Below are 16,584 nucleotides of genomic sequence, written 5' to 3' on the forward strand. Positions count from 1 at the left end.
TATCTTTTGAAAAAGATGCTATTTGCTTTTGAGAGCATCAAGATAAATGCTTTTTAATCTTAGTGCTATATTTTGAGTGTCCAACTTTTTTTGGATGAGACGCTCCCTTCCTTTGCAAATAGACATCGCATCTACCTTTAATATCTTTTTTAAAAGGTCACTTTTATTGAAAGAGGTTATGGCGTAACCAGGAGTATTACCAACAACCTCCCTTATATCTCCCACATCTGTGAAAACCCCCTTGCAGTTTGAGGCCATAGCTTCTTTTACCACATTTGGAGAACCTTCCTGCATGGAACATACCACTACCATGTCCACAGTACTTAGGTATTTAATGGTAGAGGAATGACTGATAGGGTAAGGGGCAATTATTTGAAAATTATGGACTTTAAGGTCTTCTTCAATTTCTTTTAGGAATTGAAAATTTTTGTTTCTATCATCTTTTTTACCTAAAAATAAAATGTACTTTTTGTCCCGAGATAGATTTAATTCTTCTTTATAATCAGTTCTTTTTCCATCAAATTTTGATAAATCTACTCCGTTTGGAAGAATGTAAGATTTGTTCTTTAACCATACATGATTATCAATGTTCTGCGATTTGGATATTATTTTTTGGACAAATGGCTGTATGAAATAAGTAAGCATGGTGAGGTGGTTGAAGATTTTTGTGATTTTCCATTGACTTTTAACCCGTCCCAAAGCGTCTGTCCCCATCAAAGATAAAACTAAAGGCTGCTTAGGAAAAGTAAGAGCAGCTACCCAGCCGGAAAGTGTAAAATGAGCGTGGATAAGATCAAAATCATTCTCTTTAATGAATTTTTTGAGGTTTTCTATATTGTTTATATAACCAGAGGACCCCTTACCTTTTATCTTAAAGTAGGTTACATTAATGCCCACTTGGGCAAGTGATTCACCTTGAACTCTTATAAAAGGGGCTAGATCAAAATTTTTTAAATTCCCAGAGGATACGAATAGCACATTGATGGTTTTTTCGGGAAAGGAGTTTGTTAGGGTTTTGTTTTTGCTAAACTCAATGGCAAAAGTGCCTTCATCCGCGTCTTCCATTAATGTTTCATCTATGAAATTACTTCTTTTCATTTTTGAATAATTGAGTACTAAATAGAGGTAGGTAGTATTGTCTGTAGTGTAGTGTTTTCTACTAAATTATTATCTGAATGTTGATTTGGAATACCATATTCCCAAAATACGACACAGGTTTTCTTCGTGTGACGCTCCTTCCAGAAATCCCAACCTAGGTAAGGAATAAGGGTTTGTGAAATCATTTTTTCTAAGCGGAGTAGCTTTTGTGGTAAAAGCCAACTTGAAGCCGTTTTCTTTTAAAAGGTTACTTTCTCTTTCTCCATAATCCCCATTAGGATAGGCAAAGGTGTCTACTGATTTTCCCGACCATAAGGACACCTTTTCTTTGCTTATTTCTATTTCCTTCCGAGCTTCCTCATCAGTACAGTTTGGTAGTATGGGATGGGAGTGAGTGTGCGCTCCAAAACTAATATAGTTGTCTTCCTTGACGGATTTGATTTCTTCTATAGTCATAGCCTCTCTGTTGCCTTGGGTTGTTTGGACCTTTAGTTTTTGATAGAGAGCTAGCCTTTCTGTATTAGGTAGTTTTTTCATCTGCTCAGAGTTGGGATATCCCAACTTTTGTCTACTAGCCTTTTTTGCTGTTGAAAACCAATAGTAACCTTCTTCGATTGCTTCTGTAGCTAGGAATATGGTCAGTGGGACTTGATGGGCCTTTGCCACTGTTGTCATGTTTTCTATATTGGATGCCCATCCATCATCTACAGTGATCAAGACTGCTCCCTTGGGAAAAGGAGCCTTTTTATAGATTACTTCTTTAAGGTTATCGATACTGATAAACTTAAAGCCATTGTTTTTAAGCCAAAGAATTATTTTTTCAAACTCCTCTTTACTTGGCTTGTGGAAGTAAATGGATAATATATGTTTCCCCTTAAGCGCTTTTTTTTTAGCGATATTCAGAATACCCAATTTAATAACTGCTTTTGCAATCATTTGAGCGTATATATTTCGTCGTTTCTTATTCATGATTTAGAGATATGGATCATACAAAAAAGTGAATTTGATCCTTGATTCTAGTAATTATGATTGATGGTCTAATGATGATTTCGAAGGAATCAAATTTGCGAATAAGGAGAGACTCTCCGGTAATTCTTGTTCTTTGATTATCAACCTTACCACGTTCCAATTATTTCTTAGGTGAAGGGTAAGATAAGAGAACTCCATGTAGTCTTGTGACCTTTTATGGCCATCAGGTTCTTTGGTTCCTCTTGGAATATACCATATAGTTCCGATAAGGTGATCCCCACCTTTAATTGCATAAAAGGTTTGACCATTTTCAATTCTGTAAAGAGCATCCGAAAGAAATTCTGTTTTTTCATTGTTTAAAGGGAAACTAAGAAGGTCTGCTATGCTGTTTTTTTGGTAAGTAATGGATGATGTTTCTCCCTCTAATTCCGGTTCGTTGGATGTTAGATTAATTTGATTCCCCTTGATAATCAGTTGAATATTTGCGTTTTCTTCACTATTGTTTTCAGTTGTATTCTTTTTTATGGGAGAGGTGAAGAGTTTACTGAGTTGTGATGCCTTTTTTGTGTTATTTCCAATTAATGTTTTAGCAGTTGTTTTCAGTGCATCCTTTACTTGGTTTTTCTTGGTGGTAAACACTGAGTCCATTAGTATTTCATGGGTGGTGCTGTAGCTCGTTGCAAGTTTTGATTTATATCCATCTATACCACCAGGTGTAAGATCGAAAAAATTATAGTTTTCTTTACTTAGGTAGATTCCTAACATCAGAAAGTGGAGAATGCCTGGGCTGAATTTTGAATAGAAAGGAGAATGGGTATTGAGTCCCTGAAGGTGAACAGTGTCATTTGAAATAAACCCCACATTTGAAGCAATAATTTCCTCGTCCAATTTCAGTATACTGGCATGTAATAAATTGTGTTCAAAGGCCTTGGATAGAAAATCAATTCTTCTAGGGTCTTCGAGAAATGCCAGCTTGCCATAAATAGCCCCTTTTCTAAATTCATTTTGTTCTATTAGATTCGGAAGGATTGCCCTAAATTCTTTGGAAGAAGTTACCCTTTCAAAGGATAGTTTACCTTGGCGTTTTAGCCGGTTAATTTTCTCTTTTTTATTTTTCTTTTTAAGTTCTTTTTCAAGAAAAACCTCATCACATTGCATAATTGGCTGAGAATAGGCTTTTAAGAATATTGAATTCTTAAGCTTACCATTGCTATTGAGCCATTCGAGAGGGGTTTTTGAAGGGATATATTTTAGGTGAAGGGAATAGTCCTTCCTGATGGCATCCAATGCCTCTTTGATGAATTTATCATTGTTTTCTGAAGAGGATAGCCATACCTGGTATTCTGCGAGGTTATTGCCCGGATAGGAAAGTTTTCCGTTTTCTTCAACTAATGTAAATAGACCCGTCATACTCTCTCCATTCCAATCTGTGATCATAAATGGAGTTTGATCATTAAATTTAGCATACCATGTGGCTATAAACTCTCTTTTTTGAAAAACAGTGGACCATGGACATTCTTTTACTAATTTATCCCAACCACTGCTGAAGTTACAATGGTTTATCAACTCCATTACTTCTTTTCCTTTAAGAATTTTCATGATGTGCCTTTGATTTATCTGAAGAGAGGGCCCTTTCACATTCAAATACGTACTTTTCGAAAGCGGATTTATTATGCTTGAAGATAGAATGGAAATAACTTTCTATTGCTTGTTCGGAAACCGTTTCATCTTCATCTAGCTGATCATTTGCTGACATCCAGATACAGGCCAAAAGACGTTTTTTATCAGTCACTGTGTAGAATTCGGCTCCCTTGCTTACCAATAAAAAGGCTTTTTCCAGAAATCCCCACCTGGACTGTATAGTGCTGTTTTCATTGTATTTAAGCAAATCAGTAATGCTGTTTTTGTTAACGGATAAGTTGTTAATGTCTGAGGGGAAAGCCCATGAGTCAGTCGACCTGTTCGGTGAAAAGAATGAATTCGTTATTCCTTTTGTTTTTTCTTTAATTAAATAAATCTTTTTCTTCATGTTAAGCTCAAAAGTCATTGGGCGAACATCAAACTTTATTAGGGTATTGTGAAGATTTTTCCTAAGGAACTTCTTGAAGCCGTACTTTATGTTTTTACTTAAATGAAGTTCCACTACTTCATCTCCACTTGTAGAAACCCGTTCTTTATATCCGTCATATCCTGGTGTAAGGTCAAACTTTTGGAAACCCTCTTCTTGTAACATTTTTCCGAGCATATATAAATGAACCAATCCAGGTGAATGTTTTGAATGAAATGGTGAATAACTAATCAATCCGGCAAGATGCATCCAACCTTTTCCTTTCATTCCAATAATAGATGAAATGGTTTCTCCATCTAATTTTAATGCAGTGACATGTAGAAGGTCTTGTCTGAATAAATCAATTAGGAATTTGGTTCGGTTTGGATTGGATTTTGAAGGGAGTTTATTAAACATTGCTGCTTGTCTAAAATCTAAAAAGACAAGGATCTCATCGAGTATCTTAATGAATTCATCTGTATCCTTAACTTTAATAAATTCTACAGCTCCGGCACGATGAATTCGATTGAATTTGGCCTTGAGATGTCTTTTTCTAAACAGCTTTTGTTCTTCCACAAGCGAAAAATCCATCAACGGACGATGGTGCTTGTGTATTACGGTATGCTTTTCCGTAATTGATGTAATAGATTTTAAAGGTTCGATTATGGATGCATCAGGAATGAATCTTAGGCTTAATTTACAATGAGGAAACTCTTCAAAGAGGGCTTCAAAAGCTGTTTTGATAAAAACTTCATTATTGCCACTTTTTACAAGCCAAGCCTGATACTCCGCATCGAATTTTCCTGCACCAGTGATTTTTAATGGACTGTTCTTCTTTAATTCTCCATCTGGCTTCCGTGTAGTCAATGGCAAAAGGCCAATTAATTCACCGTTTTTATAAACAGTAAGTAGAATTGGCGTAATATCCTTTTTATTGGCCAAATACCAGGTTTGTACAAACTGTCTTCTTTGAAAAATTGTAGCCCAGCTCGTATTTTCGTAGAGTTCGTCCCATTTTTGTTGGAATTTAATGTCCTTCAAAATGTCAAAAACGCAATTCCCAGTAAGAATCTTTGAAATTGTTGATGTAGTCATCTTGTTAAAAATATATCCTAGCATAAATAGTTCGTTTTGACCAATTTTTGCACTCCGATAAATATTTCTTTTAAAAGGAGGTTGAAATATTTATCACTTAAAATGTACGCTAAAATTTTGTACTATAGAGTATGCCTTTGAAAATTGGAATTTTGGAGAATAGTTTCTTGGATTATTTAATATTGTTTTGCTATGGAAATAAACCTTGCGGTTTTAATCATAATTAAAGCTTCATTAAAAGATATTATATTTGGGGTAACAAAATATAATATATAGAAAGTTATTTGGGTTTTGCTTATGTGGATAGGTCTAAAGAAGTGGTTACCTTAATGTAACCTCCAAGGTTAAGCAGACTTTTTTTTGCATTGAAGTATTTCACTGACGATGAAATTTATTTGATCCTCTACCAATGCCGTGCATTCTGCCACTTTGATGTCAATTTTTTTTGTTAATTCTTTATAATTCTTTTCAACATAGGTGATTTTTTTGTCTACTTCTTCCAATAATGGAGATTGTTTGCCCCAAGTTTGGTTTCTGGATTCGACAATTAGATCAGGTAGCTCCAGCCCTCGACCAATTACGCCAGCATACTTTTCACTATAAGCCAATGAAATGGCGGGCTTTCTCATAAAGAATGTAGATACTGCTGCATGCATTCTTCCTGTAATGACCATAAAGCTGCCTCCGAGAATTTGCCTAGCCTCAGCAGGCTGTATGGTTTCGGTGATAAAAATGAGATTTTCACGCTCTGTAGAACTCATGCTTTTTTCTATTTCTTTTATCACGAATCGATCATCCGATTTGGCGGGGCCCAAGACATGCCCTAAAATAACAAATTTGAATTCTGGATATCGCTTTGTAAGGTTTTTGATAAGTTGTTTCCACATATCTATATACCCTTCTTTGTCTTCCGTATACTTATGCCATAATCCTGAGGGAACCATCGTAATGTATTTATTTGGATGTAAATCTGAATAATCTTCAACTATTTTGGCGAATTCTTGTTGATGAGGAAGTGGCATCATGGCCAAATCCCTGCTTTTTACCAATTTCTTGATGCCGAGTTCTTTAGAGAATTCAAAACTGTTGTCATCTCGAGTGATAATACTGATGTCTTTATAGAAATTTCTAATCATTGTCCTGGTAGATCCAAAGAATGGTCCAAAAGATTGCCCAGCTAAAATTACCTTGCATTTTTTATTAATGGATTTGTAAACAGATCCTTTTAGTAATGCACCCTTTTTATAGGTTTCAGATAGATCATCTCCTCCCAATACAATTAGAAAGTCAAAATTGTCTGTGATTTTTTTGATGGATTCATCATTTCCGAAAATGTACCGCTTAACTTTTGTTATGGGGGTTAATTTCGTGTTGAAAAGAGCATCAAATTTTTTCAGATCATGGATTCCTGTTCCAACTTTAAGCCTGTCTAAGTGGTAGTCGTCACATTCACAATAGATTTCTGAATTTGGAAGCAACGGTTTCATTCTGCTAATTAGGTTTAATGCCATCATGGCACTACCATAATTTAGTGTTTGCGAAATGTGGGTAATAAGTATTCTTGTTTTCATAATGTTTAAATAGTGTCAATGGATATTAAAATGAAAGGCTATAGTGGGTTTATGGCTCGAAGAACTTCAAATTGTTATTGGCCTTAGAGGGTATTTTGGGGGTCGATTGACTAAAGTATTTTTAATTGATGTTAGCCTTTTTATTTTTTTAGGTCTGCTTGATTTAACGGCTGATAAAAGGAAAATTAACAAGGGGGCGAAAGTGAAGGTGCCAATAAATCTACCTGGTACTAATACAATTAGAAGCATAACCAAAAGTGGATAGAAAACTCGCTGATTTTCAGTATTCATTTTATGATTTCCAATAACGAAATAGTGTAAAAAGAATACTAAGAAGAGCACCATTCCAACTATTCCTGTACTGTATAATAACATGTTAATGTCACTATGTATACTTCTACCATAGCCGAAATTCTTTATTCCAAAATTTATCGTGTCAAAAAGTTGAATCCCAAATAGTAACTCTTTTGGATCTTCTGTATTTTTAAAGTGCTTGTAGAGAAATAAGGTTTCCATATACCTAGGCTCTGTCTCAGCATAATTGTCCACTTCTGTAATTCTTTCTCTTTCAGCTAATTGTGCATTAAGTTGTTCCTGATACAAGGGATAAGTAAGAACCATTATGGTTAAGAGTGCCACTACCACCATGGCTAATTTAAATACAACTTTTCGATTAAGAATTGCATAAGCAATAATCGCAAAGGCTAACATTCCAACAGAGGTTCTCCTTGTAATTACGACAAGGAAAATAATATTTAAAGTAATAAATGTAATATCAATTGTTCGCAGAAATAGTGAACTGCTTTTACTTTCAAGTACGTAATGGATTGATATGAATATTATAATCGGAGCTATGTACATTCTAGAGGTACCTAGAAAACCGGTGGTAAAACTGCCACCATAGACCGCTTCACCTATATGAAGGACGTTTGCCATGATCAAATAGAGAGGAATGGCAATAAGCATGAATCTATTGTAAGGTTCGAATTCTTTTATAAAATCCCTTTTAGATCCAAAGAAATTCCCTACGATTACCATACTTAAGGAAATGATCAAAGCAAATGCTGTTTTTGCGGATAAAATAAAATCTCCAGGGTTAAATATCAGAAGAGCTATAATGTAAAGGGCTACTAAGGAAAAGACCCAATCACTTTTTTTAATAGCCTTATTGGCAAAAATATACGCCAAAACCATAATTAAAGGCAAAATATAACGAATGGCTGCAAAAACCTTTAAATCCTTATAAAATCCATCAAACATGTCGAATACTAAATAGAATACCATTAATGCATAGATGAAGTTCTTTTGATCAAAAATAAAATAGCCTATTAGTATGAGGGATAAAAGAATAAGTATCATGATGTAGATGTGTTTGACTGAGCGACCACTTGTTTATATCCTAGAATCAATTTCTTAACGAAACTGGGGGTTCTGTTAAGTAAATAAAGCTTTTTCCAAGAATGTTGGATACCAGGATATTGATTGATGTACTTGAAGTCTTTTTCTATTTTCTTACTTTCTGATAAGTAGCCTCCCCAAGCGTAGCGAGTTCCTTTGAGAATAGCTTTCATTGCTATGTAGACGTTGGCATCATTGTTATTCTTCTGATATAGATCTTGCCAAGTCTCTTTACAATTGTCTTTTTTGTTACTTCTATGTACAATTGAGCCGTCCTGTTTAATGTATATAGTAAGCGAATCAGGATGAAATGCCACAGGATAATTAAGAGCAATTTTTGCCCATGTGTATACATCCTCCCCTGAAATCATTCCAACAGGGAAACCACCAACTTTATCAAAGACGTTTTTTCGTACAATTGTAGCGCTCGTCCAAGCAATTACATATTTGAGGCATGTTTTGAAATAATTTTCTATTATTCCTCTTTTGAGATCATGATTCATGTCATAGGACTTGCCTTTGTAAATAGTTGAATGTGCACAGTTGTACATTCCGGCTTCAGGATATTCCTCTATGAGTTTAGCCATTTCTTCGAGATAATTTGGTTTCCATAAATCATCAGCATCCATAAAGGCGATGAAAGGTCTGGTGGACCGGCTTATGCCATAGTTTCTCGCATCTGAAACCCCTCCGTTTTTTTTATGGTAAAGCTTAATCCTGCTGTCTTTGAAATCTTCTACTTTTTCGACACTGTCATCAGTGCTACCATCGTTAACTATTACTATTTCAAAATCGGTATGAGTCTGCTCTTGAACAGACTTCAAAGTCCGGGTAATGTTTTCTGATTTATTATATAAGGGAATAACTACACTGAACATGGGTTAGTTCTGGTTAGAATTAAGGATTAAAAGTTCTACTGATTAGGCTCCTAGTCCCCGGATAGAGCTTCGCCCCGTCAGTCCCATCTCGTAGAACTTAGCAGGGATGTTTGATTTTAGTCTAGGTAGGAGTGTAACTCCTCTTTAGTAAATTGTGAAAAGACGAACACACATGGGGTAGGTAAGGCTGCATTTATACTGCAGCTCTTCCGCTTCCTCCTTTAAATATTTTATTGATCATGCTAGACTTATTCTTGTCATCAGAATAATATCCATAGCCATAGCCTCCATAGTTAAGTTCTTTCGAAGGAACATCATTAAATACCGTATATATATTTCTAAATCCTTTTTTGTCTTTAAGGCTATTGATGTCCTCAATAAAACTGTGATCACTATAGTTATACCTTACCACACATAATGTGACATTCACCATCTTTAATACAGCCAGTGTTTCACTGGTTAGTCCTATTGGAGGGGTGTCAAAAATGATTACATCATATATTTCTTTCAGTTCTTTAATCATCGTTTCAAACTGATTCCCAATGAGTAATTCTGCTGGATTGGGAGGGGTGGGACCCGCTACCATCAAATCCAAATTAGGGTAGGGGGATTTTTGTATCACTGCATTTACGTCATTTACCTGTTTGCTAAGGTAGGTGGACAGCCCAACGGCATTACTTAGTTTGAAATCATTGAAAAGCTTTGGTTTGTGCATGTCACATCCAACCAAAATCGTTTTCTTGTCTGCAATAGAATATGCTGAAGCTAAATTCATTGATGTAAAGCTTTTCCCTTCGCCAGCAATGGAAGATGTGATGGCTATGGTGATCTTTTCTTCTTTAGGAACAATAAACGTCAGATTGGTTCGAAGAGACCTAAATGCTTCGGCAATGGAAGATTTGTTTTTGTTAAGGACGACTAAATTGTTCTTATTACTATTATGTCCGACAGATGTTAGGACGGGGTTGTTCAGTTTTGATTCCAGTTCTTTGCGATCTTTTACTTTGACATTTGTAAAGATCATTATACTGATAATTAATACAGGCAAAATAAACCCTACGGCAATACCAATGATATAATTGGTGAGTGGTTTAAGGGGAAGTGGGGTATAAGAGGGCTTTGCACTTTCCATGATCTTATCAGGTGCTGTGTTTGAAACCATGGATATGGCTGCTTCTGCTCTTCTTTGCATCAAGAAGGTATAGATGTTTTCATTCAAAGTAAATGAACGCTGTATTCTCAATAAATCTTGCTCAGTAGATGGAAGTTTCTTGAACTCACTTTCCAGTCTATTTAGTCTTGTTTGTAAACTGGAAACTAGCCTGTCGGAATTACTGATGGTATTTTTCAATACCTCGATGATGGATTTATTTAAGTCTTCAATTTTTTTACTGACCTCTTTCACATTGGGAGCAGAAGCTGTTTGGGTCGCAAGGTATTGTGAACGTTCTGATTGGAGAAGGATTAGGTCTTGGATTAATTTATTTAAAATGGGGTCGTCTATACCGATCCCAGAAGGGAGAATAATATCGCTATAATCCTCTTTTGTAAGATAACTCTGAAGGTTTTTATAGTAATCATTTTTAAAGTTTTCCTGATTGAGTTCAGACTCCAGTTCGGTGATTTTTTGAAAAATAGAACTTCCTTCCGTACCAATGTTATAGGTTTTGTTTTGACTTCTAAAAGACTGAAGTTTATTTTCAATAGTGGATAGCGTGTCAGATACACCGCTTATTTGATTGTCTATAAAGTCAACCGTTTTTCTAGCTTGGAGGTTTTTTTCTTCCAAAGAGTTATCAAGAAACGTTTCTAACAATGTGTTAACATAATCGCTTCCTTTATCAGGTACTGTGGTGATCAAAGAAACATTTAGAATAGAACTCATTGCATCTACTGGAGCTATCGTAAGGTTTTCCCCAGTATATTGGGCTAATAAACTTTTTCGACTTCTGAGGATTACTTTGACTGCTCCAGGAGCAAGCTTTTCTACTGGAGTTACCTTTATACGCGCATGAGCAGTTTCTATCCAGCGATTGAAAGGAAAAGCCTTCGGAGTGGTGCTTATTTCTATATGCTCCAATTTTCCATCACTGGGTGTATCTAGCATATATTCATCGCTAATGTAACTAATTATGTAGTTTTCGGCATTTTTCCACTCAATTTTAAATTTGTTCTCAGTTAATTGTGGATGATTCCAGTCCACTTCAACTTTTATTGGGGATGATTGATAGATTTCGTGATCTTTAAAGATACCCTCTTGATAGTATTCTACATCAAAATCCATTTTATCCAAAACCTCATTGGCCAGATTATAGGACTTTAGTTGGTGTCCATCATTGGCCATTTTGTTGATCAATGAGTTGTTTAAATCCTGAGGCATATTGGTTAAGTTAAGAATGTTGCCTCTTTGAAGATCCTCTTCGATTAGCAACTTCCCACTTACCTTGTATTCAGAAGGCTGGGTTTGGTTATAAAAATAGGCTGCTGATCCAAATAGAACCATGGACAAAAGGATAATTGGCCAAAAACGTAAATATTTGGAGAAGAGTTCTTTAAAGTCAAAAGTGTCGTTACTTCCACTTCCCTCAGTATAATAATCAAATTCGTTGTTGTTCATGGTGTAATAATTTAGTTGTTATTGGTGGCATTATAGATTAAAACGCCAAGGGTTAGGGTGGTCACAAGAAGTTGGAAGGTTTGGACGAAGGTAGCGCCCGTTCCAAGTTCCCTAACTTTCATAGGCTCTGCATAAATGAGGTCATTTGGGCGTAGAAAGTATAAATCAGATTCCATGATCCGCTCATCCAAAAGGTTGATTTTGTATACTTTGGATCCTTCAGGGTATTGACGAATGAGCGTAACTTCGTGTCTGTTAGCGACTGTTGTCATTTCTCCAGCATTGGCAATAGCCTCCAAAATGGTTACCCTGTTTTGCAAAATGGTGTATTTTCCAGGATTGTTGAATTCTCCTAAAGCGCTGTATCGCATACCGCCTAGGCGGACTCTGACAAAGTAATCCGATGCTGAATTGACATATTGGATCACTTCTTCCTCAACCAGGGTTTTAGCCTCTTCGACGGTAAGGCCTACCACTTTAAGATTTCCGATAACAGGTAGTTCTATAAACCCTTCATCATCAATAGTATATCCTGTCATGAAATAAACGTCTCCACCGTCCGCGAGGCCACCTCGCATAGCATTGCTATTTGATGAAGCATCCGAATCGTTAAAAAGTAAATTAAGTTCTGGACTTGTGGTTCTGATGTTTACATCAAGTACATCATTTAGCTGCAATTTGTAATCTTCATACTTGTGTACCTTCAGATCACCCGAAGTGGCCACCATTTTGTCTGCATCCTGCTCTTGTAAATAGATCAACTTCTTGTTGGATATACAACTGAAAGACAGAAGGCCGATTAAGCAGAAAATTGTTAAGTTTCTTATTTGTTTCATTGTATTTAGGTTGGATAGTATCTGTAAAAGTTTTGTCCGTTAACATTGCTTAAAGGTAAAAAAAAAATATTCGATAAAACAATTTTAAATTAAAAAAAATGATGTTTGTATACATAAAAAAGTTGAAGATTGCTTTCTGATGCATTTCAAGGTTATTTTTTCGTATTTTGTAACATTATAAAAATGCGTCTCTAATGGCATTTAAAAAGGATTATTTCTCGCCATGTTTTATTTCTTATGTACTTTTGGGGAACGGTAAATGGGAGAACGTGATGAGCAAACCTGATTTTGATGATATTTTTATGGAACTGGCCGTGAATTTGGCCAAAAGGTCACACTGTATTAAAAAGCACGTGGGGGCTGTGTTGACTAAGGAAACTAGGATTATATCCATTGGGTATAATGGCCCTCCATCTGGTACGCACAATTGTGATGAAGAATTTCCGGAAAGTGGATGTAGCCGAGATAGTAAAGGAAGTTGTTCCCTGGCCATTCATGCCGAACAAAACGCCATTCTATATGCTGTGAAAAATAATGCCTCCGTGGAAGGGTCTACGTTATATGTTACCTTGGCTCCGTGCCTTGCCTGCGCCCGTATTATATACAGCATGGGCGTGGCCAAAGTAGTTTATATGTATTCTTATGCTGCATATAAAGGCCTTCCATATGATGAAGGCGTCGAGTTCCTTAAAAAATTTGGCGTGGAAGTAGAGCATTATGATAAAGAGATCATCTATGAAGACCACCTTATTTAAATGAAATTGACTTCAGGGTAAAGGTGGATATTGAATTTTTCTTTGATATCTCTTTGGATTTTTTCTGATAAGGCTTTGATGGCTTCTCCATCTCCATTTCCATAGTTAACCAGTACCAGTGGTTGGTTTTTATGAACACCCACATCACCGAAGGTTTTTCCTTTCCAGCCCGCCATTTCCAATAGCCAGGCAGCAGGTACTTTTACACCATTTTCTTGTGGGTAGAAGGGGATAGTCGGGTAATCTCTTTTCAGCTGTTCAAATTGTGCTTTGGTGAGGATCGGATTTTTGAAGAAGCTGCCAGCATTTCCCAATTTTTTAGGGTCGGGGAGTTTCTCCTGTCGGATTTTGATGACAGCATCGCTGATATGCTTAAGGCTGTAAGAGCTTTCCTGATGTCCCATGTTTTCAAGTGTAGAACGTATGGCGCCGTAACTTACGTTAAACGTAGGTTTTTTTGAAAGTCTGTAAACTACATGGGTGATGATGTACTGGTCTCGAGCAACATTCTTGAAAATACTATCTCGATATCCAAACTTACAGGTTTCCTTATCAATCTTAACGGTCTCTAAACTGTCCCGATTGATGGCTTCCAAGTGGTCAAAGACTTCTTTAATTTCTATCCCATAGGCTCCGATATTCTGCATAGGAGAGGCCCCTACGGTGCCGGGGATAAGGGAAAGATTTTCCACCCCTGCCCATTGATGGCTAATCGTATGGAGGACAAAATCATGCCATACTTCTCCAGCACCTGCTTTTACCCAGACATGGGAGTCATCTTCTTTGAGCACTTCGATACCTTTAATACTGATTTTTATGACCAGCGCGAATACATCTTTTGTCAACAGCACATTACTTCCTCCTCCCAGAATAAGTACCGGAAGGTTTTGCTCACGGGCATATTGAAGCGTCTCTTTAATTTCATGTACGGATTCTACTTCTATAAAAAACCTCGCCTTTTTGTCAATTTGAAAAGTATTATATGGCTTTAAAGAAATGTTTTCTTGTATATTCATGAATGTTAAATAGCTTGGTAAACTAGTTTAATTATTGTATTAGTGGTGTAACGAGCAAAGTTGAAGATAGATATGGGATATCTTTAGTTATTGCGAAATAAATAAGATTTTAAAAATAAAGAAACGATAAGCCAAACAAAGATTTTTGAAAGGATGAAAGAAATGATCATTAACGGTGTCCGAATCAGACCGGGCCAATCAATCAATATTGAAATAGCCATTGCCCGATTACCCACCCATACGTTGATTGACCTTCCTGTGTTTATCAGAAGGTCCAAAGAAGATGGTCCTGTGGTACTGATCAGTGGTGGGGTCCATGGTGATGAAATTAATGGCATCGTGGCCGTTAAGAGAATGCTGGAGGAAGAGCTCCTTCAGCCTGTACGGGGAACGATCATTTATATTCCATTGGTAAATGTCTATGGCTTTTTGAGTAACAGCAGGACTTTTCCTGACGGTAGGGATCTGAATAGAAGTTTTCCTGGCAATAATAAGGGTTCTTTAGCTTCTCAGATTGCCTACATTCTCACCAATGAGATCATCCCGGTAATCGATTATGGTATCGATATCCATACTGGGGGACGTATGCTGGGGAATTATCCCCAAATAAGAGTGGATTTTAAAGATAAAGTGGGCATGGAAATGGCCAAAGCCTTTGGGGCCAGGTTTGTTTTGAACTCGTCCCATATTGATAAGTCTTTTAGAAAGGAGGCTTTTAAGCGAAAGAAGCATATATTGGTTTATGAGGGAGGGGAATCCATGCGTTTGGATGAATTTTCTGTGGAAGAAGCCATAAAGGGAACGAAAAGGATGCTAAACTATTTGGGAGTGATCGATGAAGATATTCCTATGGATGAGCCGATCATCATTAAAGAAAGCTCGTGGACCAGGGCTAAAATTTCGGGGATTTTTACTCCCGTGGTCCAAATTGGTGATGAAGTAAAGAAGCGACAGGTGTTGGCTAGGATTTCTGATCCTTATGGACAAGTGAAAGTACCTGTGAAGAGCAGCTCAAATGGTTACGTGGTGGGCTTGAACAATTCTCCTGTGGTAAACGCGGGTGATGCCTTGTTTCATATTGGGAAAGATTGATTTATTGAATGTTATAGAAGGAAATTAGGGTGTTTTAGGCATTATTCTTGTTAAAGATATGAACATGACTTTTGAAAGCTATATTCAGATTCGTGAACGGAGCGAACAGCTTTGTGCCAATCTGGAAACTGAGGATTTTGTGATTCAAGCAGCAGAGCACGTTAGTCCTGCCAAGTGGCACCTCGCCCACACGAGTTGGTTTTTTGAAACGTTTGTGCTTAAACCATATCTTTCAGATTACCAGGAATTCCATCCTGATTTTAGCTTTTTTTTCAATAGTTACTATAACGCTGTAGGGGAACGGACGGTTAGAAATCATCGAGGGCTCATGACCCGTCCTACCACTGAAGAAGTGTTTGACTATCGTGGTTACATTGATGAGCAAATGAAAACAGTCCTCGAAAATGGATTGACGGAGGAAGTAGAAGCAACCATTTTGCTCGGACTTAACCATGAGCAGCAGCACCAAGAACTTCTCCTGACGGATATTAAATATAACCTTTGGCAAAATCCACTCCTGCCTGCGGTAATCAACATAAAGGAATATCTAAAGCAAGAAGAAGGAGGCTGGATAAAAATGAAGTCGGGAATCTACGAAATCGGTCATGAAGGAGAAGGCTTTTGTTATGACAATGAGTGCTCCCAACATAAGGTATACCTTGATGATTTTGAAATCGGATCCCAACTTGTTTCGAATAGGATGTATTTGGAATTCATAAAAGCTGGAGGCTATGAGAAGCCTGATTTTTGGCATTCAGATGGATGGACATGGGTCCAGCAGGAGGCTATTACTGGACCTTTGTATTGGATTAAGCAGGGCGGGGATATTAGTTGTTATACGTTGGATGGCAAAAAGGAATTGGATTTGGATGCTCCACTGGCACACGTTTCATACTATGAGGCAGCGGCTTATGCCGAATGGGCGGGGTGTCGGCTTCCAACAGAAGCTGAATGGGAAGTGGCGAATAGAAAGTTTTCATGGGGGAATAGGTGGGAATGGACAAACTCGGCCTACTTACCGTATCCAAGGTACCAAAAAGCACCTGGAGCCATTGGAGAATATAACGGCAAGTTTATGATTAACCAGATGGTATTGCGTGGCGCTTCTGTCGCTACATCTCCAGGTCATTCGAGAAGTACATACCGGAATTTTTTCCATCCCCAATACCAATGGCAATTTACTGGAATCAGACTTTGTAAAAAATAACCCAT

Annotated in this window: 13 protein-coding genes; 3 read left to right on the top strand and 10 right to left on the bottom strand. The window is 37.0% G+C overall.

From position 1 onward, the window contains the following. Nucleotides 1-18 precede the first annotated feature (18 nt). The 9 genes from ECHVI_RS14480 to ECHVI_RS14520 form a co-directional block, all read right to left on the bottom strand. Nucleotides 19-1,098, bottom strand: a complete 1,080-nt coding sequence (locus tag ECHVI_RS14480; RefSeq protein WP_157501438.1) for a glycosyltransferase — start codon at nt 1,096-1,098, stop codon at nt 19-21. A 69-nt stretch (nt 1,099-1,167) separates the two neighbouring features. Then, on the bottom strand, nt 1,168-2,067 hold the full coding sequence (locus ECHVI_RS14485) for a polysaccharide deacetylase family protein (RefSeq protein WP_015266758.1): 900 nt from the start codon (nt 2,065-2,067) through the stop codon (nt 1,168-1,170). Between the two features lie 54 nt (nt 2,068-2,121). Then, on the bottom strand, nt 2,122-3,666 hold the full coding sequence (locus ECHVI_RS14490) for a GNAT family N-acetyltransferase (RefSeq protein WP_041738695.1): 1,545 nt from the start codon (nt 3,664-3,666) through the stop codon (nt 2,122-2,124). Continuing rightward, complete coding sequence (locus tag ECHVI_RS14495; RefSeq protein ID WP_015266760.1) at nt 3,653-5,233, bottom strand: GNAT family N-acetyltransferase; 1,581 nt, start codon at nt 5,231-5,233, stop codon at nt 3,653-3,655. Before ECHVI_RS14495 ends, ECHVI_RS14490 begins: the two co-directional genes overlap by 14 nt. 320 nt (nt 5,234-5,553) lie before the next feature. Continuing rightward, nucleotides 5,554-6,780: a polysaccharide pyruvyl transferase family protein gene (locus tag ECHVI_RS14500; RefSeq protein ID WP_015266761.1), complete on the bottom strand. Its 1,227-nt coding sequence runs from the start codon at nt 6,778-6,780 to the stop codon at nt 5,554-5,556. A 66-nt stretch (nt 6,781-6,846) separates the two neighbouring features. Then, the gene (locus tag ECHVI_RS14505) at nt 6,847-8,139 is read right to left on the bottom strand and encodes a hypothetical protein (RefSeq protein ID WP_015266762.1); all 1,293 of its coding nucleotides are present in this window, start codon (nt 8,137-8,139) and stop codon (nt 6,847-6,849) included. Then, a complete protein-coding gene (locus tag ECHVI_RS14510) occupies nt 8,136-9,056 on the bottom strand; it encodes a glycosyltransferase family 2 protein (protein WP_015266763.1) in 921 nt (306 codons plus the stop codon). The genes ECHVI_RS14505 and ECHVI_RS14510 overlap by 4 nt, the downstream gene beginning before the upstream one ends. Before the next feature lie 193 nt (nt 9,057-9,249). Further along, on the bottom strand, nt 9,250-11,673 hold the full coding sequence (locus ECHVI_RS14515; RefSeq protein WP_015266764.1) for a GumC family protein: 2,424 nt from the start codon (nt 11,671-11,673) through the stop codon (nt 9,250-9,252). An 11-nt stretch (nt 11,674-11,684) separates the two neighbouring features. Beyond that, a complete protein-coding gene (locus ECHVI_RS14520) occupies nt 11,685-12,509 on the bottom strand; it encodes a polysaccharide biosynthesis/export family protein (protein WP_015266765.1) in 825 nt (274 codons plus the stop codon). Nucleotides 12,510-12,781: 272 nt separating this feature from the next. Between ECHVI_RS14520 and ECHVI_RS14525 the strand changes: the two genes are divergently transcribed. Further along, a complete protein-coding gene (locus ECHVI_RS14525) occupies nt 12,782-13,264 on the top strand; it encodes a deoxycytidylate deaminase (protein WP_041739880.1) in 483 nt (160 codons plus the stop codon). On the opposite strand, the gene murB is transcribed toward ECHVI_RS14525, so the two are convergent. Next, nucleotides 13,261-14,280, bottom strand: coding sequence for a UDP-N-acetylmuramate dehydrogenase (gene murB, locus ECHVI_RS14530; protein ID WP_015266767.1), 1,020 nt, complete (start codon nt 14,278-14,280; stop codon nt 13,261-13,263). The two genes, ECHVI_RS14525 and murB, sit on opposite strands and share 4 nt — an antisense overlap. Nucleotides 14,281-14,433: 153 nt before the next feature. Here murB and ECHVI_RS14535 point away from each other — a divergent pair, with 153 nt between their 5' ends. Continuing rightward, nucleotides 14,434-15,372 (top strand): succinylglutamate desuccinylase/aspartoacylase family protein, encoded by a 939-nt coding sequence (locus ECHVI_RS14535; protein ID WP_015266768.1) that lies wholly within the window; start codon nt 14,434-14,436, stop codon nt 15,370-15,372. 64 nt (nt 15,373-15,436) lie between these two features. Further along, a complete protein-coding gene (gene egtB, locus ECHVI_RS14540) occupies nt 15,437-16,579 on the top strand; it encodes an ergothioneine biosynthesis protein EgtB (protein WP_015266769.1) in 1,143 nt (380 codons plus the stop codon). The last annotated feature ends 5 nt before the right edge of the window (nt 16,580-16,584 follow it).

The organism is Echinicola vietnamensis DSM 17526, from assembly GCF_000325705.1.
Taxonomy (GTDB): Bacteria; Bacteroidota; Bacteroidia; order Cytophagales; family Cyclobacteriaceae; genus Echinicola; species Echinicola vietnamensis.